At 75.0% G+C, this 21,575-nt stretch carries 14 protein-coding genes; 7 read left to right on the top strand and 7 right to left on the bottom strand.

Features of this window, described 5'->3' with window-relative positions; genetic code table 11:
* Window positions 1-66: 66 nt before the first annotated feature.
* Both ACQPXD_RS09080 and ACQPXD_RS09075 read left to right on the top strand, forming a co-directional pair.
* Complete coding sequence (locus ACQPXD_RS09080) at window positions 67-918, top strand: hypothetical protein (protein ID WP_432836674.1); 852 nt, start codon at window positions 67-69, stop codon at window positions 916-918.
* 14 nt (window positions 919-932) lie between these two features.
* Window positions 933-1,235, top strand: coding sequence for a WXG100 family type VII secretion target (locus ACQPXD_RS09075; protein ID WP_432836672.1), 303 nt, complete (start codon window positions 933-935; stop codon window positions 1,233-1,235).
* 36 nt (window positions 1,236-1,271) lie between these two features.
* Here the strand turns inward: ACQPXD_RS09075 and ACQPXD_RS09070 are convergent, their stop codons facing one another.
* From ACQPXD_RS09070 to ACQPXD_RS09055, 4 genes are all read right to left on the bottom strand, one after another.
* Window positions 1,272-5,786, bottom strand: coding sequence for an FtsK/SpoIIIE domain-containing protein (locus ACQPXD_RS09070; protein WP_432836670.1), 4,515 nt, complete (start codon window positions 5,784-5,786; stop codon window positions 1,272-1,274).
* Window positions 5,783-6,898 carry a hypothetical protein gene (locus ACQPXD_RS09065; RefSeq protein WP_432836669.1) on the bottom strand — a complete coding sequence of 372 codons (1,116 nt, stop codon included), beginning with the start codon at window positions 6,896-6,898 and terminating at the stop codon, window positions 5,783-5,785. The genes ACQPXD_RS09070 and ACQPXD_RS09065 overlap by 4 nt, the downstream gene beginning before the upstream one ends.
* Window positions 6,895-7,440: an RNA polymerase sigma factor gene (locus ACQPXD_RS09060; RefSeq protein WP_432836667.1), complete on the bottom strand. Its 546-nt coding sequence runs from the start codon at window positions 7,438-7,440 to the stop codon at window positions 6,895-6,897. The genes ACQPXD_RS09065 and ACQPXD_RS09060 overlap by 4 nt, the downstream gene beginning before the upstream one ends.
* 68 nt (window positions 7,441-7,508) lie before the next feature.
* The gene (locus tag ACQPXD_RS09055; protein WP_432836665.1) at window positions 7,509-8,372 is read right to left on the bottom strand and encodes a hypothetical protein; all 864 of its coding nucleotides are present in this window, start codon (window positions 8,370-8,372) and stop codon (window positions 7,509-7,511) included.
* 14 nt (window positions 8,373-8,386) lie between these two features.
* Between ACQPXD_RS09055 and ACQPXD_RS09050 the strand changes: the two genes are divergently transcribed.
* On the top strand, window positions 8,387-10,912 hold the full coding sequence (locus ACQPXD_RS09050; protein ID WP_432836663.1) for a CHAT domain-containing protein: 2,526 nt from the start codon (window positions 8,387-8,389) through the stop codon (window positions 10,910-10,912).
* Window positions 10,913-10,947: 35 nt separating this feature from the next.
* Window positions 10,948-12,273 carry a hypothetical protein gene (locus ACQPXD_RS09045; protein WP_432836661.1) on the top strand — a complete coding sequence of 442 codons (1,326 nt, stop codon included), beginning with the start codon at window positions 10,948-10,950 and terminating at the stop codon, window positions 12,271-12,273.
* On the opposite strand, the gene ACQPXD_RS09040 is transcribed toward ACQPXD_RS09045, so the two are convergent.
* Window positions 12,270-13,586, bottom strand: a complete 1,317-nt coding sequence (locus ACQPXD_RS09040) for an aspartate aminotransferase family protein (RefSeq protein WP_432836659.1) — start codon at window positions 13,584-13,586, stop codon at window positions 12,270-12,272. The two genes, ACQPXD_RS09045 and ACQPXD_RS09040, sit on opposite strands and share 4 nt — an antisense overlap.
* Window positions 13,587-13,679: 93 nt before the next feature.
* Between ACQPXD_RS09040 and ACQPXD_RS09035 the strand changes: the two genes are divergently transcribed.
* Both ACQPXD_RS09035 and ACQPXD_RS09030 read left to right on the top strand, forming a co-directional pair.
* Window positions 13,680-14,600: a LysR family transcriptional regulator gene (locus ACQPXD_RS09035; protein WP_432836657.1), complete on the top strand. Its 921-nt coding sequence runs from the start codon at window positions 13,680-13,682 to the stop codon at window positions 14,598-14,600.
* A 658-nt stretch (window positions 14,601-15,258) separates the two neighbouring features.
* Window positions 15,259-16,479: an MFS transporter gene (locus tag ACQPXD_RS09030; RefSeq protein WP_432836655.1), complete on the top strand. Its 1,221-nt coding sequence runs from the start codon at window positions 15,259-15,261 to the stop codon at window positions 16,477-16,479.
* A gap of 55 nt (window positions 16,480-16,534) precedes the next feature.
* Here ACQPXD_RS09030 and hrpA read toward each other — a convergent pair whose 3' ends face one another.
* A complete protein-coding gene (gene hrpA / locus ACQPXD_RS09025; protein WP_432836653.1) occupies window positions 16,535-20,410 on the bottom strand; it encodes an ATP-dependent RNA helicase HrpA in 3,876 nt (1,291 codons plus the stop codon).
* 104 nt (window positions 20,411-20,514) lie between these two features.
* On the opposite strand from hrpA, the gene ACQPXD_RS09020 reads away from it, so the two are divergent.
* A complete protein-coding gene (locus tag ACQPXD_RS09020; protein WP_432836651.1) occupies window positions 20,515-21,210 on the top strand; it encodes a pentapeptide repeat-containing protein in 696 nt (231 codons plus the stop codon).
* Here ACQPXD_RS09020 and ACQPXD_RS09015 read toward each other — a convergent pair.
* Window positions 21,155-21,574 (bottom strand): RidA family protein, encoded by a 420-nt coding sequence (locus ACQPXD_RS09015; RefSeq protein WP_432836649.1) that lies wholly within the window; start codon window positions 21,572-21,574, stop codon window positions 21,155-21,157. The genes ACQPXD_RS09020 and ACQPXD_RS09015 overlap by 56 nt on opposite strands.
* Window position 21,575 lies beyond the last annotated feature (1 nt).

Here is a 21,575-nt window from a genome sequence, read left to right as displayed (position 1 = left end):
CCGGGGGTTGTCCCGTTGTCCAGGTGAGGTGAGTGACGAGTAGGTGGATTCTGGGGGTGGATCAGATTGCCTGATTTCAGTCTCGACTACAACACGCTGTATCAGATCCAGTCGAACCTGCACACGCTCGCCGACCAGATCGGGCCGCAGCTCAAGGACACCGCGTTCGCCGCCGAGGGCAACAAGGACTACGGCGAGTCGGACGCCACGTTCGGCAACTCGTCGCTGGCCGAGTCGTTCCGGCTGCTGTACACGATGGCCGAGGATCCGATGAACCGGGCCGAGGAGCGCCTCAAGCAGCTCGGCGACCTGTTCGGGGCGGTCGCCGACGCCTACTTCAACGTCGACGCGCAGATCGCCGACGGCCTGGGCATCCTCGGCGGCAGCTTCGGCCTGAGCAACTGGCGCTACGAGAAGTCGCTGTGGGACTACAAGCAGGCCCACCTCGACCAGTGCGTGGCCGGGCCGGACGGCTCGATGCCCTACTTCTGCTCGGCCACCGACCCCGGCGCCCCGCCGCTGGACGTCACGACGAGCACCGGCAACGGCTCGGTGCGCACCCAGCTCACCCTCGACGACCAGGGCAACGTGATCCGGGAGGAGAGCTGGATCACCCACGACGGGCACAGCTACCACTCGGTGACCAACTACACCAACGACCGCAACGACTACACGACCGTCACCACGTTCGCCGACGGCTCGACCAACACGACGGTCGTCCATCTCAACCCCGACCGGTCGGGAACGATGTCGGTGACCGGCAGCGACGGCAAGGTCACGCAGTACACGCGGTCCGGCCCCGACAGCGGCTGGCAGGAGGTCGGCGGCGGGTCCGGCGACCAGCCCGGCGACCAGCCCGACGACCGGCCCCATCCGGAGCCCCACCCACCGTCCGGCACCAGCCCGGACATCGCCTGAGCACGGAGGTCAGCATGCCCAGCATTTCCCTCGACTACGAGAAGATCACCGCCACCGCCGGGAAGCTCAACTCGGCCGTCACGACCATCACGCCGATGCTGGCCACGCTGAAGAGCGACGTGAGCACGCTGCTCGGCGACGGGCTGGTCTTCGAGCACTCCAGCCCGGCGCTGCAGGAGGCCTACGAGAAGTTCAACACCAGCCTGGCCCAGGCGATCAGCGGCATCACGATGTTCGCCGAACAGTTCACCAACATCAAGACGCAGATGGAGGAGATGGACACCACCATGGCGGCGTCCATCCGCAACGGCGGCTGATCCGGCCGATCGGCCCCGTCCGGCGGCGCTGCCGGGTCAGTCCCGCAGCGCCGCCAGCGGCACCTGCAGCGTGACCGGCCGGCCGCCGGGCCCGCCGGTCCAGGCGCGGCCGAGCGGATGGGTGGCGCGCACCACACTGCCGGGCAGCCGCACCCCGATGAGCTCGCCCTCCTGGAAGCCCCGCGGCGCGAGCAGCAGCCCCCGCCGGGACCGCTTCGCCGCCGTCAGCCAGGCGCTCATCGCCGAGCCGATCGTGTCGGCCCCGCCGGCATAGAGCAGCCCGAGGTTGTGGTCGCGGCCGGACAGCGCCACCGCGCGCAGCGCCCGGTCGGCGGCGGTGGCGGCGAGCAGGTCGGCGTCGTCGACGACCACCACCTTGGGGCCGCTCAGCGCGGCCAGCGCCTCGTCGACCGCCTCGGCCGTCGGCTCGGCGTCGGCGATGAGCCGCACCGAGGCGTGCTGGGCCAGCGCGCGCAGCGGCGACTCGCGCGGGGTCAGCACGACCAGCGAGGTGCCCCCGGCCAGCAGCGACACGGCCAGGCAGGCGAGGGCGTTGCTGCGGCCGCTGCCGGCCGGGCCGGCGACCAGGAACGAGCATCCGGTCGCGGCGAGGTCCGCGCCGACCGGGGCGCCGTCGTCGCCGCCGACGCCGAGCAGGCCCCACAGCGGACGGACCAGCGCGGCCGGCACCCGCTCGTACGCCTCCTGGAACGAGACCGACGAGGGCAGCGGCGCGACCGGGGCCGGGCGGCGGGCGGCCGGGATCCCGGCGTCGCGGGCCGCCGCCACGGTGCCGATGCGGCGCAGCTCGTCGGCCTGCCGCCGGCCGTCCTCGCCCGCCACGAGCTGGGCGATCTGGGTCTCGGTCCGGCTGACCAGGTGCCATCCGCGCCCGGGCGGCACCGACACCGGCACCTTCGCCGGGGTGAGCCCGACGAGCTGGTAGTCGCTGCGGTCGCCCTGGCGCAGCAGCAGCTTGTGGTCGTTGTAGGTGGCGAACCGTCCACTGAGGAGGGTCCGCTCGGAGGTGGCGACGACGTGGATGCCGGCGGCCGCGCCCTCGCGCAGCAGCCGGACCATCTCGGTGAGCAGCCGCCCGTTGTCGTGCTCGTCGAAGACCGGGGCGATCGCGTCCCAGCCGTCGACGAGCAGCAGGATGTGCGGCGGGCGCTCGCCGGCCGGCAGCATTCGGCGCAGCTCCACCAGGCCGGCGCAGCCGCGGGCCGCGCACGCCTCCTGCCGCTGGTTGAGCTCGCCGATCAGCCGGTGCACCAGGCGCTCCAGCCGCTCCAGGTCGTGCCGGGAGACGACCGCGGCGCAGTGCGGCAGCGCCTCGAGCGCGGCCAGGCCGCCACCGGCCGCGTCGATGCCGTAGATGTGCACGTCGGATGCCGGCACGGTGCGCGCCGCCGAGCCGGCGATCGTGCGCAGGACCTGGGTGCGCCCGGACCGCGGCGCGCCGATGACGTACAGGTGCCCGAAGACGGACAGGTCCACCGTGGCCACCCGGCGCTCCTGCAGCGCCGGGATGTCCTCCAGGCCGTAAGGGATCGGCGGGATGTCGCGCTCGCCCCGCTCGATCGCCGGCAGGTCGTCGACGAGCACCCGCTCGGCCAGCGCGGGCAGCCACGGGCTGGGCTGCGGCGCGAAGTCCTCCAGCCGCGCGGTCGCGTCGCGCACCGCGGCGACCAGGGCGCCGAGGTCGGTCGGGGCGAGCCCGCGGGTCTGCCGGACGGCCTCCTCGGCGGCCGGGCGGACCGGGCGGCCCAGCCCCTGCCAGCCGATCTCGATCGCCTGCAGCGGCACCGGTTCGGCCTCCGGCTCCGGCGGCGCGGCGGCGTCCTCGCTGTCCTCGGCGTCGTCGCGCGGTGCGCCGACCCAGGCGGTCTGGAACGGTATCGCCGTCTTGAGCGCCAGCCGCACCAGCGCGCGCCCGGGGGTGGACGCCGGGATGTGGGCCGCCTCGTTGGTGTCGATGACGTCCTGGCTCTCCGACGGGTCGGTCACCCGCAGCGCGATGCGCAGGTTGGTGTTGGCCCGGATGTCCGTGCTGACCGCGCCGGCCGGCCGCTGGGTGGCGAGGATCAGGTGGATGCCGAGCGACCGGCCGCGCTGGGCGATGCCGATGAGGCCCGGCACGAAGTCGGGCAGCTCCCGCACCAGGGTCGCGAACTCGTCGATGACCAGGACCAGCCGGGGCAGCCGGGGCAGGCTCGGGTCGGCCCGCCGCATCGCCTGCAGCGCCGGCAGGTCCTTGGCGCCGGCGGCGGCGAGCAGCCGCTCCCGCCGGCGCAGCTCCGCGGCGAGCGAGTCCAGGGCCCGCTGGACGAGGTACCCGTCGAGGTCGGTGACCATGCCCAGGGTGTGCGGCAGGTCGGCGCACTCGTGGAAGGCGCTGCCGCCCTTGTAGTCCACGAGCACGAAGGTCAGCTCGTCGGGCCGGTTGGTCAGGGCGAGCGCCGCCACGAGCGTCTGCAGCAGCTCCGACTTGCCGGCGCCGGTGGTCCCGGCGACCAGCCCGTGCGGGCCGTCGCGCACCAGGTCCAGCCGCAGCGGCCCCTCGTAGCCCGTGCCGATGGTGAACGTGGTCGTGGCCGGGACCGCCCGCCAGCGGGCGGCGATCCGCTCCGCCTCCGGCGGCTCGGCCTCGACCAGCTCCAGCAGGCGCACCTGGCGCGGCAGGCCGCTGTCGTGCTCGGGGCTGACGTCGCGGATCGGCGCCAGCGCGCGGGCGACCTGCTCGCACCAGCCGGCGTCGACCAGGTCGGCGCGGATCGCGGTCAGGTCCGGCAGGCCCGAGCGGCGCACCGTGACCTCGGTGCCGGCGGCCACGACGACCGCGGCGCACTCCTCGGGCAGCAGCCGCTCCTGCTCGTCGAGGCAGAAGGCGAACACGCGCACGCGCGGCCCGCCGGACAGCACCCGCACCATGCCGGGCACGTCGCGCAGCCGCCGCGCGCCGTCGGCGATGACGAGGACGTCGGGATCGGCGAACATCGCCCGGCCCATCGACGAGCCGAGCGCCCGCTCCCGCGCCTCGATGTCGGCGACGAGCTCGTTGACGCGGTTGGCGACGCTCTCCGGATCGTTGCCGATCGCCACGAGCGGACCGTCCGCACCGCCCGGCCGGGCGTGCTGCAGCCAGCGGATCCAGTCCCACGACGTCCGGTCGGTGTCCGTGGTGAGGACCACGATGCGCAGGTCGCGGGGGCTGTGCAGGACCGCCGCCTGCACGGCCCACCAGCGGGCCAGCCCGCGCACCGTCGCCGGGGTGCCGGCGATCCCCACGACGCCGTACTCCTGCAGCTCCATCGCCACCGGCACGTCGGGCACGTTCCACCGCACGGTGCGCTGATGCTCGTCGCGGCCGGAATCCTCGATCTCCTTCACCGACGGCAGGTCGGCCGTGCCGACCCGCATCAGCAGGTGGTCGGCGTCGGTGCGGCGCCGCTCCCACAGCCGCCCGCCGGGGCCGGTGGCGACCAGGCCGACCGTGGCGGGATCGGGGCCGGTGAAGCAGCGCACCGCCCGCTCCTGCTCGACCGACGCGCGGATCTCCCGGCGCAGCGCCGTCACCCGGGAGCGGTAGGAGCGCCACGCCTCGCGCTGGTTGCGCCGGTTGCCGCGCCGGCTCATCAGCCAGTTCGACGCCGCCATGACCGGCGTGAAGAGGATGAAGACGAGGTAGAAGTACGAGTTGAACAGCCCGACCATCACCAGGCCGAGCCCCACCGGCGCCACCATGAGCAGAAACGGGAACGGCGCGCGGCTGGCCGCCGGCGGCCGGCCCGGCAGCCGGATCCGGGCGCTCTCCAGGTGCGGCGCGATCCGCGGCGGCCGGTTGTAGTCGATACCGATGCCGTCCGCCGAGCGGCTCACCGCGGCGTCGGGCTCGGTCGGCGGGGTCAGGCGCAGCAGTGCGGTGCCGGCCGCCAGGTCGCCGCCGGGCGGCCAGGGCACCGGTTCGCCGCCGGCCGGCGCGGCACCGGCGCCGTCGAGCCCGGCGAGCGGCTCGCCGTCCGGCGGCCGGGACAGGTGCGGCGCGTCGGCGTCCGGCGGTGCGACCACGACGGCCGGGGTGACCGGCTCGTCGCCCTCGCCGACCGTGTCCGGGTCGAGGTGCCAGGTCGCCGCGCCGTCGAGGCCGATCGTCAGCCACAGCCCGCGCTCGACGGTGCCCGGCCCCGGCAGCCGGATGGCGCACTCGGCGTCGGCGCCGATCTCGTAGCTGCCGGTGCCCAGCCGCCAGCAGCGCCCGGCCCCGGGGCCGCCGACCTGGTGCAGCTCGGCGAGGACCGGCTCGCCGCCGGTCGGCCCGCCCGCCCACACCGGTTCGGCCACCGGCGCGGGCCGGTCCAGCCCCAGCACCACGCCCTCGCGGATCCCGCTGCCGGCGACCGGCGCGGCCGGGTCCAGGGCCTCGGCGCCGAGGAAGAGCGTCCGGTCGCCGATCGCGTGCCGCAGGTCCCCGACGGTGCTCGTGTCGGCCAGCCGGACCATGCTGTCGCGCCGCGTGCCGTCGGCGTCGATCGTCGTGAAGGTGAGGTTCATCCGGTCGGGCCGCTCGCTCTCTCGTGCTCCGCGACGGCCGTGGTCGCCGCCGCCGTTCCCGCCGCCGCCAGCGCGCCGGCCGCCGCGATCGCACCCGCCGCGGCGCGGTCCGCGCCCGCCGCCGAACGCCCCAGCGCCGCCTCGGCCGCCGCCTGCGGCGCCGCGCCGGGCGGCGGTGGCGGCGCCTCGGCCGGCGGCAGCCCCTCGATCGTCCGCGCCACCGCGCGGGCCAGCGGGAGCGCGTCGACGTCGAGCGGGAGGCCATGGACGGCGAGCCCGGCCCGGCGGTCCACGACCAGGCGCCGGACCCGGCCGCGGCCCGCGCCGAGCGCCACCACCCGCACGCCGGTTGCCACCGGCGGCACCGGGGCGGCGCAGATCGCGAACCCGCCGTCGCCGAGCGCCGCCGCGGCCCGCACAGTGTCCGAAGTGGACGGACCGGCGTAGCGGGGGTGGATGCCGGCGCCGACCGCGGTGCGCTCCGGCCACCGGCGGGCGAGCTGGGCGGCGACGGCCTGGACGACGGCCCGCCCGGCCCGCGGGTCGCCCTCGACCGCGGTGACGGCCGGCCCGGTCAGCAGGTCCAGCAGCACGGCCCGGCCGCCGGCCACCCCGATCGCGGCGAGCAGCACGCCGCCGGCACCGGGTTCGCCGCCCTCGGCCGCGTCGGCCCGGCCGATCCACCACAGCCGCGGGTCGGTGTCGTCGGGAATCCAGGGCTGCGGCGGTGCGGGCACCTCGGCGCCGGCCACGAGCACGCCGACCAGGTCCCGGTCGAGGAGCACGGCCACGGGGCGCAGCCGCGGCCGGTCGGCCGCGGCCGGGAACAGCGCGTGCACCCGGGCGACGGCCAGCTCGGCGGCGCGCCACGCCTGCGCGTCGCCCAGGACCCGCACCAGCAGGCGCAGGCCGCGCCGGTAGCGCACCCACCGCCGCACCGGCTCGGCGAACGCCCGGCCGGTCAGCGCCAGCTCCCGGCGCAGCCCGCGCAGGATCGCCCGCCAGCCGCCCGCGGTACGGGCCAGCAGCTGCACCGCGAGCAGCAGCAGGATGATGCCGCCGGCGACGCCCAGCCAGCCGATGAGCGGACCGGCGCTCGGCCGGCCGCTCACGCCGCGGCCTCGCCCTCGGCGAGCTCCTGGCGTAGCGAACGGATCGCCGTGTAGGTGCGCGACTTCACCGTCCCGACCGGGATGCCGAGCCGCCGCGCCACCTCCTCGCCGGCCCGGTCCAGCAGGTGTACGTGCACCAGGATCTCCTGCTGGGCCGGCGGAATCCGGCGCAACGCGCGGACCAGCAGGTGCCGGTCGGCCACCACGTCGGCGACGTCCTCGCCGACGGCCGGCTCGTCGAAGGCGTCGCCGCCGACCCCGACCGGCACCGAGCGCTCCTTACGCCACGCGTCGATGACGAGATTGTGCGCGATCCGGAACAGCCAGGGCCGCAGCTGCGACTCCCGCCAGTCGACGTGCGCCGCCCGGACCCACGCGCGCAGCAGGGTCTCCTGGACGATGTCCTCGACGTGATTGCCGTTGGGCGCGAGCAGACCCGCGACGTAGCGGCTCAGCGGACCCCGCAGGCGCAGCAGCGTGGCCGCCCTGGCCGCATTGACGTCCTGCTGCTGCGGCCCAGGTGGCTGGGAATTGGCGTCCATCAACGCGGGACCGTATCAACGTAACGACCGCCCCAGATCGGCAATCATGTAACAGAATGGTGTCGGGGTCATCCGGGCGTCGCGGTGCCCGACAGGGTCGCCTCGTAGCGGGTGGTGCCGCCCAGCGGCAGCAGGCCGGTCGCGGTCGCCTCGCCGGTGACCCGGGAGCCGGCGAAGCGCAGGCGGATCACGGCGGTCGTGGCGTAGACCGGCGTCGCGCCCAGGACCGGGAACGCGCTCAGGCCCGGCGGCGCCGGGTTGCGGGTCGTGAACGTGACCGCCAAGGTGCCGGCCGGGGCGTCGGCCCGGGCGACCAGCTCGCCGCCCGCGGCCGTGACCGAGTAGCGGCCGCCGTCGCCCGCGTCGCCGCCGATCGCCGACGCGATCCAGGTCAGCTCGCCGATCCGGAACAGGTCCTCGCCGCCGATGGTCAGGTCCAGGGCGAAGCGCGGGTCCGGCGCCGGCAGCCGCGCGACCGACAGGTCGAGCTCGATCGGGCCGAACGCGGCGCCGCCGGTGTGGCCGGTCAGCGCGACCCGGTAGGCGGCGGGGACGCGGATGCCGCCGATCTCCTGGCCGGCGCCCGCGCCGGGCGGGGGCGGGCCGAGCCGGTGGCGGACGTCGACCGTGTGGTCGCCGGTGTCGCCGGACGCGTGGTAGGTCAGCTCGGCCGACCAGGTCCCGCCGGCGGGGTCGGCGGCGAGCCGGCCGGCCATCGTCGCGCCGGAGTCGCTGATCACCGAGAACATCAGGGTCTGCGGGTCCGCGGCGCGGTACCGGCCGGCGTAGGCGAACGACGGGCCGGTGACGTCGAGCCGGCCGTCCGGGGCGAAGTGCCAGCGGGCCTCGCGCAGCCGCGCCGCGAGCCGCTCGGTGTGCCGGGTCCCGGCCCGCACGGTCAGCGCCGGCTCCGCGCGCGAATACAGCTCCATGCCAGGATCACAGCATGCTCGCGCTGCGCTCGTCGACCGGCGAACTGGTGGTGATCGCCGACGACGGCACGGCGGCCATGCGGTTCGGGGCGCTCGACCTGGCCGGCGGCTGGACCCGCGACGGCGAGGAGCGGCTGCTGGCGCTCGGCGGGGCCGGCCGCGCCGTGGACGGCTACCTCTCGCCCGCGCCGGCCGCGCCGGGCCGGTGGGCGTTCGACGGGACCGCGGTCGACCGGCGCGCGGCCGGGGCGGGCTCCGGCTGGCTGGCGCTGCGGCTGAGCCCGGTGCCGGAAGGCGAGGTGCCGCCGGCCCTGCTCGCCGTGGCCGGGCTCGGCCCGCTGGACGCCCCGGCGCCGGCCCTGGCCGCCGCGCCCGCGACGCCGGAAGACCTGCTGGAGCCGGTGTTCGATGTAGTGGTACACCCGGAGCAGGACGGCGTTCGCCATCCCACCCTCGCCGCGACGCTCCAGCTGCTGCCGGAGGGCGGCGCGTGGACGGTGTCGTGGACGACGGACGGGCCGATCGGGCCGGGCTGGGTGCGCTGGTTCGCCACCGGGTTCCCGGCGGGCGGCGACGGGCCGCGGGACACCGGCGAACTGACCCTCTACCGCGACTGGGACCAGGCGTTCGACGTACCCGGAACACTCGAACTGCGCTTCGACGGTGAGCGGCTCGCCGTCGAGGGCGAGCTGCGGGCCGAGGCGGGCGGCCATCACTGGGTGCTGCGGTACACCGGCCGGGTGCGCGGCCACCGGGTGGAGGCGCTGCGCCGCCGGCTGGCGAGGCCCTCCCTGCGCGGCGACTGGGCGCCGATCGCCGGGGTGCCGGCGCCGCCGGGACTGCCGGACATCATCGGGCTGGGCGACGGCGAGCGGGCCGCGCTCGCGCCGCGCGGGTTCGTGCGCCTCGGCGCGACCGTGGACGACGCCGTCGGGCTGGTCGCGGCCGGGGGTGGCTGGGCGCCCGTGCGGCTGGGGCGGGTGCTCGATCCGCCCGGCGAGTACACCGCCGAGGAGCGCACCGCGCTGCGCTTCCTCGCCACCGACGCGGCCGTGGCCGGGCAGGAGGCCGTCGCCGCGGCGCTGCGGGCCGCGGCCGAGCCGCTCTACGCCGCGCGGGACGACGTCTCCGCCGACGTCAGCCGGCTGCTCATGGCCAACGCCCGGATCCGCGGCGCCTACCGCGCGGCGGACTATCCGGCGCTGGTCGACGGCATCGTCGCGGCGCTGGACCTGCAGCCGCGGCTGGTCGAGCTCGCCCGGGGCGGCCCGGCCCGCGAGCTGACCGACGTGACCGGCGTGCTGGAGAGCTGGCGGGACATGCTCGCCGCCGACGCCGAGCGCATCGACGCGCTGGAGCGCTCGGCACCGGTCTTCGACCGGCTGGTGGGGCTGCTGGCGGCGCTGGGCGACCCGCACGCGGCGCTGGTCGCGAGCGAGCAGAGCCGGGCGCGGGCCTTCGCCGACCTGCTGCACCGGCCGGCCCGGACGCCGCCGGTGACCCGGGCGACGCTCGACGGCGTCGACCGGCCGTTCGTCGAGTACTTCATGTCCGGCCGCCGGCTCACCGTCTGGACCGGCGACGGCCGGGGCGCGCTCGAGGCCGCCGTGACCGACGTCGACCCCGACCGGCTGCGCGCCGACGTCGACGCGGTCCGTGCCCTGCTGGAGGCGCCGGTCGCCGGCGCTGCGACCGAGGCGGAGCTGGTGGCGGTGCTGACCCGGCTCGGCGCGACGCTGTGGGGACCGGTGGCCACCCGGCTGCTGCCCGACGACCCCGACGCCCTGGTCGTCGTCGTACCGCACCGGGAGCTCCTGCTGCTGCCGTTCGCCGCGCTGCGCTCCGGCGGCCGGCCGCTGGTCGAGCGGCACGCGATCGCGGTGCTGCCGGCCCTGGCCGTGCTGCCCGGTCTGGCCGCCCGCCGCGACGCCGCCGCCGGCCGCCCGCCCGAGCTGGTGGCGCTGGTCAATCCCGCCCCGACCGCCGGCGGCGACCCCCGGCTGGACCGGACCGAGGCGCTGTTTCCCGACATCGCCGAGCAGTACCCGCCGGGCGCCGCGACCGTGTTCGCCGGCCGGCGGGCGTCGGCGGAGACGCTGCGCCGGGAGTGCGGCCGCGGCACCGTGCTCTACCTCGGCACGCACGCCCACGTGGCGGACGACGACGGTCAGGGCTTCGTCTCCCTGGCCCGCACCGCCGCCGACGACGGGCGGTTGCACGTCGCCCGGATCGCCGGCCTGCGCATCGCCGCCGGTCTGGTGATCCTGGCGATGTGCCGCAGCGGGCGCGGCGCCGCCGGGGCCGACGGGGTCGTCGGGCTGAGCCGGGCGTTCCTGGCCGCCGGCCCGCACGTGCTCATCACCGCGCTCGGCGAGGTCGGCGAGGAGTCGGCCCTGGATCTGCTCACCGTGCTGCACGCCTACTGGCTCGGCGACGGCCTCGACCTCGCCGTCGCCTGGCGCCGGGCCCAGCGGGACCTGGCCCGGACGGCCCGCCACCACGCCTGGGCGCCGTTCGTCCTGTTCGGACTGCCCGGCTAGCGGTCCTGTCTGGACTCCCCGGCTAGGGTCATGGTGTGACGGAGCCCGACGACGCACCGATCTCCGCCGGCGACCTCTTCGCCACCGCCGAGCTGCGCTCGTTCGAGCAGGTGCTCGGCCCGACCGGCGTGCGCTCGGCCCCGGAGGGCACGATCCGCTTCGGCCGGATCCACGCCCGGGAGGTACACCCGGAGCTCTTCCCGCCCGCGTTCCGGGCGCTCAGCGACTACGCCGACTGGTGCTTCGTGCGGGTCGTGATCCCCTTCGAGCTGACCCCGATCGCGGGCGAGGCCACCGAGTTCGGCGACGCGACCGTCGCGATCCTCTACCCCGGCCCGGACGCGGTGGTCCTGGACCTCGAGCCGCCCCGGCGGGCCGAGGACGGCGGGCTGATCCGGGCGCTCGGCCCGGCGCCGGTGCCGGTGGCGTTCGACCCGGCGGACAGCCCGCGCGCGCTGCGCCCCGGCATTGCCGTCCGTACCTCCGGGCAGGGCTTCAACGTGATGCGCTGGACGCTGTCGCAGGCCCGCGGCGGCGCGCTGCCGGCCGGCGGCTTCGTGGTCGCGGGCGTCGTGCAGCTGCCCCGGGACCGCACGACGTTCTCGGGCGAGCTGGCGCCGCAGGCGACGGCGGTGCGGCCGCTGGTGCGCCTGCGCCGCCCGGTGCCCGCCTGGACGCTGGAGAAGGTGCCGTTCGAGGTGCCCATCGTCCGCCTCCCCGACGCACCGCCGCCGGCCCCGGCCCCGGCCCCGGCCGCCGCCGTCGTCGCGGAGCCGCCCTTGGACGACCTGGAGGACGGCGCGCAGCGGCTCTGCCTCGCCGTCGACATCGAGTCGTACAGCGCCCGCAGCACCTTCGGCCACTGCGACGCCCAGCGCCGGCTCGTCGAGGCGCTCGACGCCGCGGCCGAGACCGCCGGCGTGGGCCGGGAGCTGTGGCAGAGCCAGCCCCAGGGCGACGGCCTGCTGGCGGTGCTGCCGGCCGCGCTCAACCCGCTGCGGTTCGTGCCGGACCTGCTGCACGAGCTGCGCATCGCGTTGAAGGAAACCAACCGGTTCGTGCGGGCCGAGGCGCGGGTGCGGCTGCGCCTCGGCCTGCACCTCGGCCTCGTGGTGCAGGCCGCCAACGGCTTCGGCGGCTCGGCCGTCATCGCCGCGTGCCGGCTGCGCGACTGCGGCCCGGTCCGCGCGCTGCTGCGGGAGGATCCGGTCACGGACCTCGTCGTGGCCGTGTCGCCCGCGTTCTACCGGGACGTGGTCCAGGAGGAGCCCCGCCACCTGCGCGCATCCGACTTCCGGCCGGTCACCGTGGAGCTCGCGGGCGCCGGCATGACCGAGGCCTGGATCTCCGCGACCGCCTAGTGCCGGACGGCCTGGGTCAGGGCTTCGTCGAGGATCTCCAGCCCGCGCGCGATCTCCTCCTCGGTGCTGGTCAGCGGCGGGGCGATGCGGAAGATCCCGCCCATCCCGGGCAGCTGCACGACGTTCATGTGCAGCCCGAGCGCCAGGCACCGCCGGGTGACGTCGGCGCCGAGCCGGTCGGCGCCGGCCTTCGTGGCCCGGTCGGTGACCAGCTCGAGCCCCTGCAGCAGCCCGCGGCCGCGCACGTCCCCCACGACGGCGTGCCGCTCCCGCAGCTCCAGCAGGCCGCGCCGCAGCTGCTCGCCGAGCTTGGCGGCGCGCTGGTCGAGCGCGTCGCGCTCGAGGATGTCCAGCACGGTGTTGCCGACGGCGGCGGGCAGCGGGTCGCTGACGTGGGTGGTGTAGAAGAGGAAGCCCCGCTCGTACCCCCGCTGCTCGATCTCGGCCGTGGTGACCACCGCGGCCAGGGGCAGCCCCGCGCCGAGCGTCTTGGACAGCGTGATGATGTCGGGGACGACGCCGTCGCGCTGGAAGGCGTACCAGGTGCCGGTGCGGCACAGCCCGGTCTGCGCCTCGTCGAGGATCAGCAGCATGCCGCGCTCCCGGCACTTGCGGTGCAGGGCGGCGAGGTACCCGGGCGGCGGCTCGATGACCCCGCCGGAGCTGAGGATCGGCTCGACCAGGCAGGCGGCGGGCGCCCCGACGGACTGCGCGTCGAAGAGCTCGAAGCCGTGGTCGAGCTGCCGCTGCCAGTCCAGCCCGCCGTCGGCGCCGACGAAGTCGGGCCGGTAGGCGTTCGGCGCCGGGATGGCGAAGTTGCCGGGCGCCGCCGGCCCGTAGCCGCGCCGCCCGGCGCTGTAGGTGGCCCCGGCCGCGGCCTGGGTCATGCCGTGCCACGAGCGGGCGAACGAGACGATCTCGTGGCCGCCGGTGACGAGCTTGGCCAGGCGTACCGCCGCCTCATTGGATTCGGCTCCGGTGGTCAGCAGCAGCACCTTCTCCAGCGGCTGTTCCGTATTTTGGGCGGCGGCGCCGAGCGACTCGGCCAGCCTGCGGGAAAGCTCGACGACCGGCCGCGACAGCATGCCGCTGAAGAGGTGGTCGAGCTCGCCGATCTGGCGCCGCACGGTCGCCACGATCTCCGGGTGGGAGTGCCCGAGGATGGCGCTCATCTGCCCGGACGTGAAGTCGAGGATGGCCCGGCCGTCCTCGGTGAAGACGTGGCTGCCCTCGGCCCGCACGATGATCTCCGGCGTGAAGCCGCCGCCGTAACGCAGGACGTGACGATCGACGTCACCCCAGAAGTCCGTCATGGTTGTCGACGGTACGACCGGTGCTTTGTCCATTTCCAGCGCACATTCCCGCACAGCTTGTCCGCGCGTACCGAACAATGGACGATGTGTGCTGTGCTCGACCCGTGGCGCCTGAAGCTGCTCGGCGACCTGGCGTCGCTGGGCACGGTCCGCGCCGTCGCCCAGGCCGCCCACCTGAGCCCGTCCACGGTGTCGCAGCAGCTGGCGGTCCTGGAGCGGGAGGCGGGCGCCCGCCTGTTCGAGCGCTCCGGCCGCCGCCTGCGCCTGACCGAGGCCGGCGCCGCGCTGTCCAGGCACGCCCGCACCATCCTCGACCAGATGGAGGCCGCCCGCGCCGAGGTGGCCGCCCTGTCCGACGCCGGCCGCGTCACCATCGGCGCCTTCACCAGCGCCGCCAACACCTTCGTCCTGGCGGCGCTGTCCCTGCTGGCCCGCCGCCACCCCCGACTGCGCGCCGACGTGTGGGAGCTCGACCCGGTGGAGAGCCTGCCAGCATTACGCCGCGGCGACTGCGACGTGGTGGTGACGGCCGACGTCTTCGACGGCTCGTCCCCGATCGACGCCGACATCGTCCACACCCCGCTGGCCACGGACCGCATCGTGCTGGTCACCGCCTCCGGCTCGTCGTCGCCCGTATCGCCGGTCGACCTGGCCGCGCACGCCGGCCGGATCTGGTCGGCGGAGCGCCCCGGCACCTGGACCCACGACCTGGTCACTCGGGCCTGCCGCCGGTCCGGTTTTGAGCCGGACATCGGGGCGTTGTTCGCCTCGTACGGCCCGCTGCTGGCCCACGTGGAGGCCGGCCTGTCGGTGACCCTGCTGCCGGAGCTGGCGGTCGACCCGCGCTACGACGTGGTCGCCCACCCGCTGCGCGACCCGCTGGAGCGCCACATCACCGCCGCCGCCCGCGCCACCGCCGCGACCCGACCTTCGGTCGCCACCGTGCTCGCCGCCCTGACCGAAACCACCCGCACCCTGCCATCCGTTCGGCAGGTCGGAGCAGGGGACTTCTAATCCCAAGGTCGCGGGTTCGACTCGAACCGGACGACCTTCTCGGCAGTTATCGAGTGCCCGCACCTACTCTCATGATCGGCAATCGGCTGCCACGGGTTGCTGTCCATCGTTGTGGGCTAGTGGCCTATGCCGAAGCGGTGACTCGACGCGCCGCCGGCACATGCGGGGCACAAGCGGTCATCGGCGCGGGCCCCGGTGCGAATGTCGCACCGGGCGGGCGCAACCTGCGATCTGCGCGGCCGGACCGGACGGATGTCTCCGTGATCATGATGCCCGCGGTGACCGCACACCGGGTTTGCCATGATCCCGGAGACTTGTGGTACACGGGGGTACATCAGCACTCCGTGATCATGAAAAACCGTTGGTGTCGACGCGGGCTGGGCATGATCACGGAGACTTCCGGTCCCTGCACCGCGCTGCGCGGGGTGCAGCGCCCGCCGTCTGGGACGTGACCGCGGACACCGGGGCCGGGCTGCGGCAGGCCCGCTTCGCGGACCTCGACGGTGACGGACGGGACGACGATCTCGCCGTCGACCCGGCGACGGGGTCCGGCTGCTCCGGCGACCGCAGGATCCGAAACTCGCGGATGCCGCGAATCGGCGCCGGTGGGCGGCGGCCGGGGTGGCAGCGATGGCCGCCGATGGCGAGGATGGGGCCCATGGGGGGCTTCCGGCGGTACCACATCCCAAACCAGGCGGTGCTCGGCACGGCGCTGGTCTTCACCGCGAGCGGTGCCCTGGTCGGCGCCTGGGTCTCGCGGATCCCGGCGGTCGTGCGCGACCTCGACCTCAGCGCCGGGCAGCTGGGGCGGGCGCTGTTCGCGCTCGGCGTCGGCTCACTGCTGTCGATGCCGCTCACCGGGCACGTCTGCCGGCGGGTCGGCAGCCGGACGTGGGTCGGGGTCACCGCCGTCGTGTCCGCGGTCATGCTCGGGCTGGCCGGCTTCGCGCCGGGGGTGTGGGCGCTGGGGGCGGCGCTGTTCGGGTTCGGGTTCGCGTTCGGGTCGTGGGACGTGGCGATGAACGTGCAGGGCAGCGCCGTGGATCGGGTGGTGGGGCGGGAGTGGATGCCGCGGTACCACGCCTGCTGGAGTCTCGGGTCGATCCTCGGTGCCGGGGCCGGGTCGGTGGCCGCGCGGGCCGGGCTGGCGCCGGGGCCGCACCTGGCGGTCGCCGCGGGCGTGTCGCTCGCCGCCGCCTGCGCCGGGCTCGCCGGCTACCTCGACGAGCGCGCGGTCCCGCTGGCTCCGGCCGGGCCGGATGCGGCGGATCGGCGGGGGCGGCGGCGGTTCGTGGCCGGGCGGGGGCTGTTGCTGATCGGGCTGCTCACGTTCTGCTCGACGGTGGCCGAGGGGGCGGCCGGGGACTGGCTCGCGCTCTACCTCGACACCGGCCGCGGGCTGTCGCAGGCGTCGGCGGCGCTCGGGTACACCGTCTTCGCCGTCGCCATGACCGGCGGGCGGTTCGCCGGCAGCACCGCGGTGGCGCGGCTCGGGCGGGCCGGGGCGGTGCGGCTGGGCGGGGTGCTCGCGGTCGCCGGGGTGGCCGGGACGGTGCTGGCACCGTGGACGGCGCTGACCTACGCCGGGGCGCTGCTGTGGGGGCTGGGCATCTGCCTGGTGTTCCCGGCGGCGGTGAGCGCCGCCGGGGAGACGGCCCGGCCGGCGGAGGCGATCGCGCTGGTCACGAGCATCGGCTACGGCTCGATCCTGGTCGGCCCGCCGCTGATCGGCGCGATCGCGGACATGACCGGGCTGGGGCCGGCCCTGCTCGGCCTGGCCGGGCTCGGGGCCGCCATCGCGCTGCTCGCGCCGGTCGTGCGCGCGCCCGCGGGGCCGGGCGCGCGGCTTCAGGACGGCAGCGCGTCCATCGCCCGGTAGATACGCACGTCGGAGACAGGGCAGTGCGCGCGCCCGCGGGGCCGGGGGCGCGGGTTCAGGACGGCAGCGCGTCCATCGCGCGGTAAATGCGCACGTCGGAGACGGGGTAGGCGGTGCCGAGCGCCTGCGCGAACAGGCCGACCCGCAGCTCCTCGATCATCCAGCGGATCTCGCGCAGCTGAGGTGTCATGGTCATGGTGGCGACCAGCTGGTCGTACTCCCGCTGGACCTCCTGCACGGTGAGCATCCGCTCGCGGTCGCGCGCGGGATCGGTGGGCAGCTTGTCGAGGCGGCGTTCGATGCCGCGGAGGTACCGCTCGAGATCGGGCAGCCGCTGCCAGCCGGTCTCGGTGACGAAGCCGCGGTACACCAGCCGGGCCAGCTGGGTGCGCATGTCGGTGAGCGCGGGCAGCAGCAGCGGGTTCTTCGTGCGGGCCAGGCGCTGCTCGACGTCGTAGGCGGCGGCGAGGATCTTGCGGACGCTGCCGACGACGTCGAGGGTCAGGTCGACGACGTCGGCGCGGACCTTGTCGCGCAGCGCCGTGAAGCCGGCCTCGTCCCAGGCCGGGCCGCCGGCGTCGGTCATCAGCTGGTCGACGGCGCAGGCGGCGCAGTCCTCCAGCAGGTCGACGGCGTTGCGGTGCGGGTTGCGGCTGAGCGCCAGCTTGTCCGCGTTGCTCAGCCGGCCCTGCACGAACCGGGCGGCGGGCGGCAGGGTGAGCAGCAGCAGCCGGCGGGTGCCGGCCCACATCTCCAGCTCGCTGCGCGCCGGCAGGTCGAAGGCCTGGACCGCGACCGAGGTGCCCTCGTCGACGAGCGCCGGATAGACGGTGAGGGTGTGCCCGGCGACGGTCCGCGACAGGCGGCGGGGCAGGGTGCCGAAGTCCCAGCTGGTCGCGCCCTTGCGGGTGACGTCGACGGCCGCCTCGGCGACCGTCTCGCGCACCTTGGGGGCCAGCCGCCGGCGCAGCTCGGCGAGGTCCTTGCCCTCGCCGAGCGCGGTGCCGGCGTCGTCGACGATCCGGAACGTCATCTTGAGGTGCTCCGGCACCCGGGCGAGGTCCCACTCCTGGCGCGGCACCGACACCCCGGTCATCCGGCGCAGCTGCAGCTCCAGGGCCTCGAGCAGGTCGCCGTCGCGGGCGGGCATGGCGGCCAGCGTGTCCCGGGCGGTGTCGGGGGCGGGGACGAAGTTGCGCCGCAGCGTCTTGGGCAGCGACTTGATGAGCGCGGTGACGAGGTCCTCGCGCAGGCCCGGCACCTGCCAGCCGAAGTCGGCGTCGCGGACGGTGCCGAGCAGCGGCAGTCCGATGTGGACGGTGACGCCGTCGGCGTCGGTGCCGGGCTCGAACTGGTACGTCAGCGGGAACCGGTGGCCGTCCTGCTCCCACGCGTCCGGATACTGCTCCTGGCGCACCGCGCCGGCGCCGGCGTTGACCAGCATCGCCGGGTCGAAGGTGAGCAGGTCGGGCTGCTCCCGGCGGGTGCGCTTCCACCAGGTGTCGAAGTGCCGGCCGGAGACGACCTCTTCGTCGATCCGGCCGTCGTAGAACTCGAACAGGGTCTCGTCGTCGACGAGCAGGTCGCGGCGGCGGGCCCGGTTCTCCAGCTCCTCGACCTCGTCGAGGAGGCGCCGGTTCTCGGCGAAGAACGCGTGCTGGGTCTCCCAGTCGCCCTCGACCAGGGCGTGCCGGATGAACAGCTCGCGGGACAGGGCCGGGTCGATCCGCCCGTAGTTGACCTTGCGGTTGGTGACGATCGGCACGCCGTAGAGGGTCACCTTCTCGGAGGCCATCACGGCGGCCTGTTTGCGCTCCCAGTGTGGCTCGCTGTACTGCCGCTTCACCAGGTGCTGGGCCAGCGGCTCGATCCACTCGGGCTCGATGCGGGCGGCCACCCGCGCCCACAGCCTGGAGGTCTCGACCAGCTCGGCGGCCATGACCCAGCGGGGCGTCCTGCGGAACAGGGCGGAGCCGGGGAACACCGCGAAGCGGGCGTTGCGGGCGCCGAGATACTCGTTCTTCTCCGCGTCCTTGAGCCCGATGTGCGACAGCAGCCCGGCCAGCAGCGACACGTGCACCTTGAGCGGCGCGGCCGGCTCCTCGTTGGGCGTGACGTCCATCGTCTTGAGCACCTGGCGCAGCTGGCTGTAGATGTCCTGCCACTCGCGCACGCGCAGGTAGTTGAGGAACTCGGCCCGGCACAGCTTGCGGAACTGGTTGCTGGACAGCTCCTGCTGCTTCTCCTGGAGGTACCCCCACAAATTGAGGAACCCGGTGAAGTCGGATTCCTTGTCGGCGAACCGGGCGTGCAGTTGCTGCGCCTGGGCCTGCTTGTCGGCGGGCCGCTCCCGCGGGTCCTGGATGGACAGCGCGGCGGTGATGACCATGACCTCGCGGACGCAGCCGTTGCGCTCGGCCTCGAGCACCATGCGGGCCAGCCGCGGGTCGACGGGCAGCTGGGCGAGGCGCCGGCCGAGCTCGGTCAGCCGCGGCTGCGCACCGCTCTCCAGCGCCCCGAGCTCCTCCAGCAGCTGCACGCCGGCGGTGACGTTGCGCCGGTCGGGCGGGTCGATGAACGGGAACGCGGCCAGGTCGCCGAGGCCCAGCGAGATCATCTGCAGGATCACGGAGGCGAGGTTGGTGCGCAGGATCTCCGGGTCGGTGAACTCGGGCCGGGCGTTGAAGTCGTCTTCGCTGTACAGCCGGATGCAGACGCCGTCGGACGTGCGGCCGCAGCGGCCCTTGCGCTGGTTGGCCGAGGCCTGCGAGACGGGCTCGATGGGCAGCCGCTGCACCTTGAGGCGGTGGCTGTACCGCGAGATGCGCGCCGTGCCGGGGTCGACGACGTACTTGATGCCGGGGACGGTCAGCGACGTCTCGGCCACGTTGGTCGCCAGCACGATCCGCCGCCCGTTGTGCGGCTGGAACACCCGGTGCTGCTCGGCGAAGGAGAGCCGGGCATACAGCGGCAGGATCTCGGTGTTAGGCAGCTCGAGCCGGCCGAGCGCGTCGGCGGTGTCGCGGATCTCCCGCTCGCCGGAGAGGAACACCAGCACGTCGCCGGGCCCCTCGGCCTGCAGCTCGAGCACGGCGGTGCCGATCGCGTCGAACTGGTCGGTCTCCTCGGCGCCCTCGTCCGCGGACTCGATCGGGCGGTAGCGCACCTCGACCGGATAGGTGCGGCCGGACACCTCCACGATCGGGGCGTCACCGAAGTGCCGGGAGAACCGCTCGGGGTCGATGGTCGCCGAGGTGATGATCAGCTTGAGGTCGGGCCGGCGCGGGAGCAGCTGTTTGAGGTACCCCAGAATGAAATCGATGTTGAGGCTGCGCTCGTGCGCCTCGTCGATGATCAGGGTGTCATACCGCCGGAGGAGCCGATCCTGCTGGATCTCGGCCAGCAGGATGCCGTCGGTCATCACCTTGATCATCGTCTGGTCGCTCGACTGGTCGGTGAAGCGGACCTTGAACCCGACCGTGGCGCCCAGCTCGGTGCCGAGTTCCTCGGCGACCCGCTCCGCGACCGTGCGCGCCGCGATCCGCCGGGGCTGGGTGTGCCCGACCTGCCCGGTGACGCCGCGGCCCAGCTCCAGGCAGATCTTCGGCAGCTGGGTCGTCTTGCCGGAGCCGGTCTCGCCGGCCACGATGACCACCTGGTGGTCGCGGATCGCGGCGAGGATCTCGTCCTTGCGCTGGCTGACCGGCAGCTGCTCGGGATAGCTGATCTCGGGCACCGCCGACCGGCGCGCCTCGACCCGCCGCTCGGCCCGCTCCACGTCGGCCCGGATCGCCTCGGCGATCCCGTCGGCGTTGCGGGACCGCTTCGCCCCGTCGATGCGCTTGCGGAGCCGGTGCTGGTCCTGCGGCATCAGCCCGGCGAGACGAGCGCGCAGTTCACCCAGCGTGGTGGGCGGGGAGACCTCAGACATGTCGCTCGCAAGGATAGGCACGCGCGGGCCGGATTGCCCGGTGATTTTCCCCGCCCGGGTGCCCGCCTCGGCGCACCGTCACTTCTGCCACTACCGTCACAGGTATGTCCATCCAGCCCCCGGCCCGGCCCCGGCCGCCACGGAGCCTGGTGCTCGCCACCGCCGACGAGGACGACCTGCGCGACGGCGGGGTTCACCGGGCCGTCGGCTTCTACGACCTGGCCCTGACCGGCCGCACCGCGAAGGGCGCCGAGTTCGTCCAGTGCCGGTTCAACCGGGCCGACCTCGCCGGCACCGCCCTGATCGAGGCGACCCTCACCGACTGCCTGGTCGAGGACACCGGCCTGGCCGACCTGCGCGCCGACCGCTGCGGCCTGGAGCGGGTCGCGGTCCGCGGCTCGCGCCTGACCGGCCTGCACTGGGCCGACGGCACGCTGCGCGACGTGACCGTCCGCGACTGCCAGGCGGCCGGCAGCGTCTACCGCGGCACCGCCATGCGCGCCGTCGTGTTCACCGCCACCGACCTGACCGGCGCCGATTTCTCCGGCGCCGACCTCTCCGGCGCCGCGTTCGTGCGGTGCGACCTGAGCGGCGCCCGCTTCACCGGCGCCACCGCGACCGGCGCCCGCTTCGAGGCGTGCACGCTCACCAGCGTCGACGGCCTGGCCGGGGCCACGATCGCCGCGCAAGATCTTGGCGAACTCTCCCGCCTGCTGGCCGCCGGCCTCGGCATTTCGCTGGAAGCTACCGCGGCCAGCCCAGACCCGGCGCCACCCGGCTCCCCGAGCGCCGCGCGGTGACCTCGATCTCGATCCGCATCCGCGGGTCGGACAGCCCGCACACCTGCATCGTCGCGGCCGGCCGCACCTCGTCCAGCCAGCGCCGCAGCACCGGCCAGCACGGCTCGAAGTCGGCGGCGTCGGTCAGCAGGTAGCGCACCCGCACCACGTCGGAGACCGCCGCCCCGGCCTCCCTGAGCGCCGCGTCGATGTTGCGCCAGCACTGCTCGGCCTGTTCCACGACATCGCCGGAGATCGTCATCGCCGCGTAGTCGAACCCGGTCGTCCCCGACACGTGCACCCAGTCGCCGTCGGCGACCGCCCGGGAGTACCCGATTTCCCGCTCGAACACCGAACCGCTCGAAATCAGCCGCCGCTCGCCCATG

The organism is Dactylosporangium sp. CA-092794 (genome assembly GCF_050948465.1).
Classification (GTDB): Bacteria; Actinomycetota; Actinomycetes; order Mycobacteriales; family Micromonosporaceae; genus Dactylosporangium.
This window is presented reverse-complemented; position numbering and strand designations above follow the sequence as displayed.

Coding starts and splice junctions, on each gene's coding strand:
- ACQPXD_RS09075 (WP_432836672.1), top strand. CDS start 933: ATGCCCAGCATTTCCCTCGACTACGAGAAGATCACCGCCACCGCCGGG.
- ACQPXD_RS09070 (WP_432836670.1), bottom strand. CDS start 5,786: ATGAACCTCACCTTCACGACGATCGACGCCGACGGCACGCGGCGCGAC.
- ACQPXD_RS09060 (WP_432836667.1), bottom strand. CDS start 7,440: ATGGACGCCAATTCCCAGCCACCTGGGCCGCAGCAGCAGGACGTCAAT.
- ACQPXD_RS09055 (WP_432836665.1), bottom strand. CDS start 8,372: ATGGAGCTGTATTCGCGCGCGGAGCCGGCGCTGACCGTGCGGGCCGGG.
- ACQPXD_RS09050 (WP_432836663.1), top strand. CDS start 8,387: ATGCTCGCGCTGCGCTCGTCGACCGGCGAACTGGTGGTGATCGCCGAC.
- ACQPXD_RS09040 (WP_432836659.1), bottom strand. CDS start 13,586: ATGACGGACTTCTGGGGTGACGTCGATCGTCACGTCCTGCGTTACGGC.
- ACQPXD_RS09030 (WP_432836655.1), top strand. CDS start 15,259: ATGGGGGGCTTCCGGCGGTACCACATCCCAAACCAGGCGGTGCTCGGC.
- hrpA (WP_432836653.1), bottom strand. CDS start 20,410: ATGTCTGAGGTCTCCCCGCCCACCACGCTGGGTGAACTGCGCGCTCGT.
- ACQPXD_RS09020 (WP_432836651.1), top strand. CDS start 20,515: ATGTCCATCCAGCCCCCGGCCCGGCCCCGGCCGCCACGGAGCCTGGTG.
- ACQPXD_RS09015 (WP_432836649.1), bottom strand. CDS start 21,574: ATGGGCGAGCGGCGGCTGATTTCGAGCGGTTCGGTGTTCGAGCGGGAA.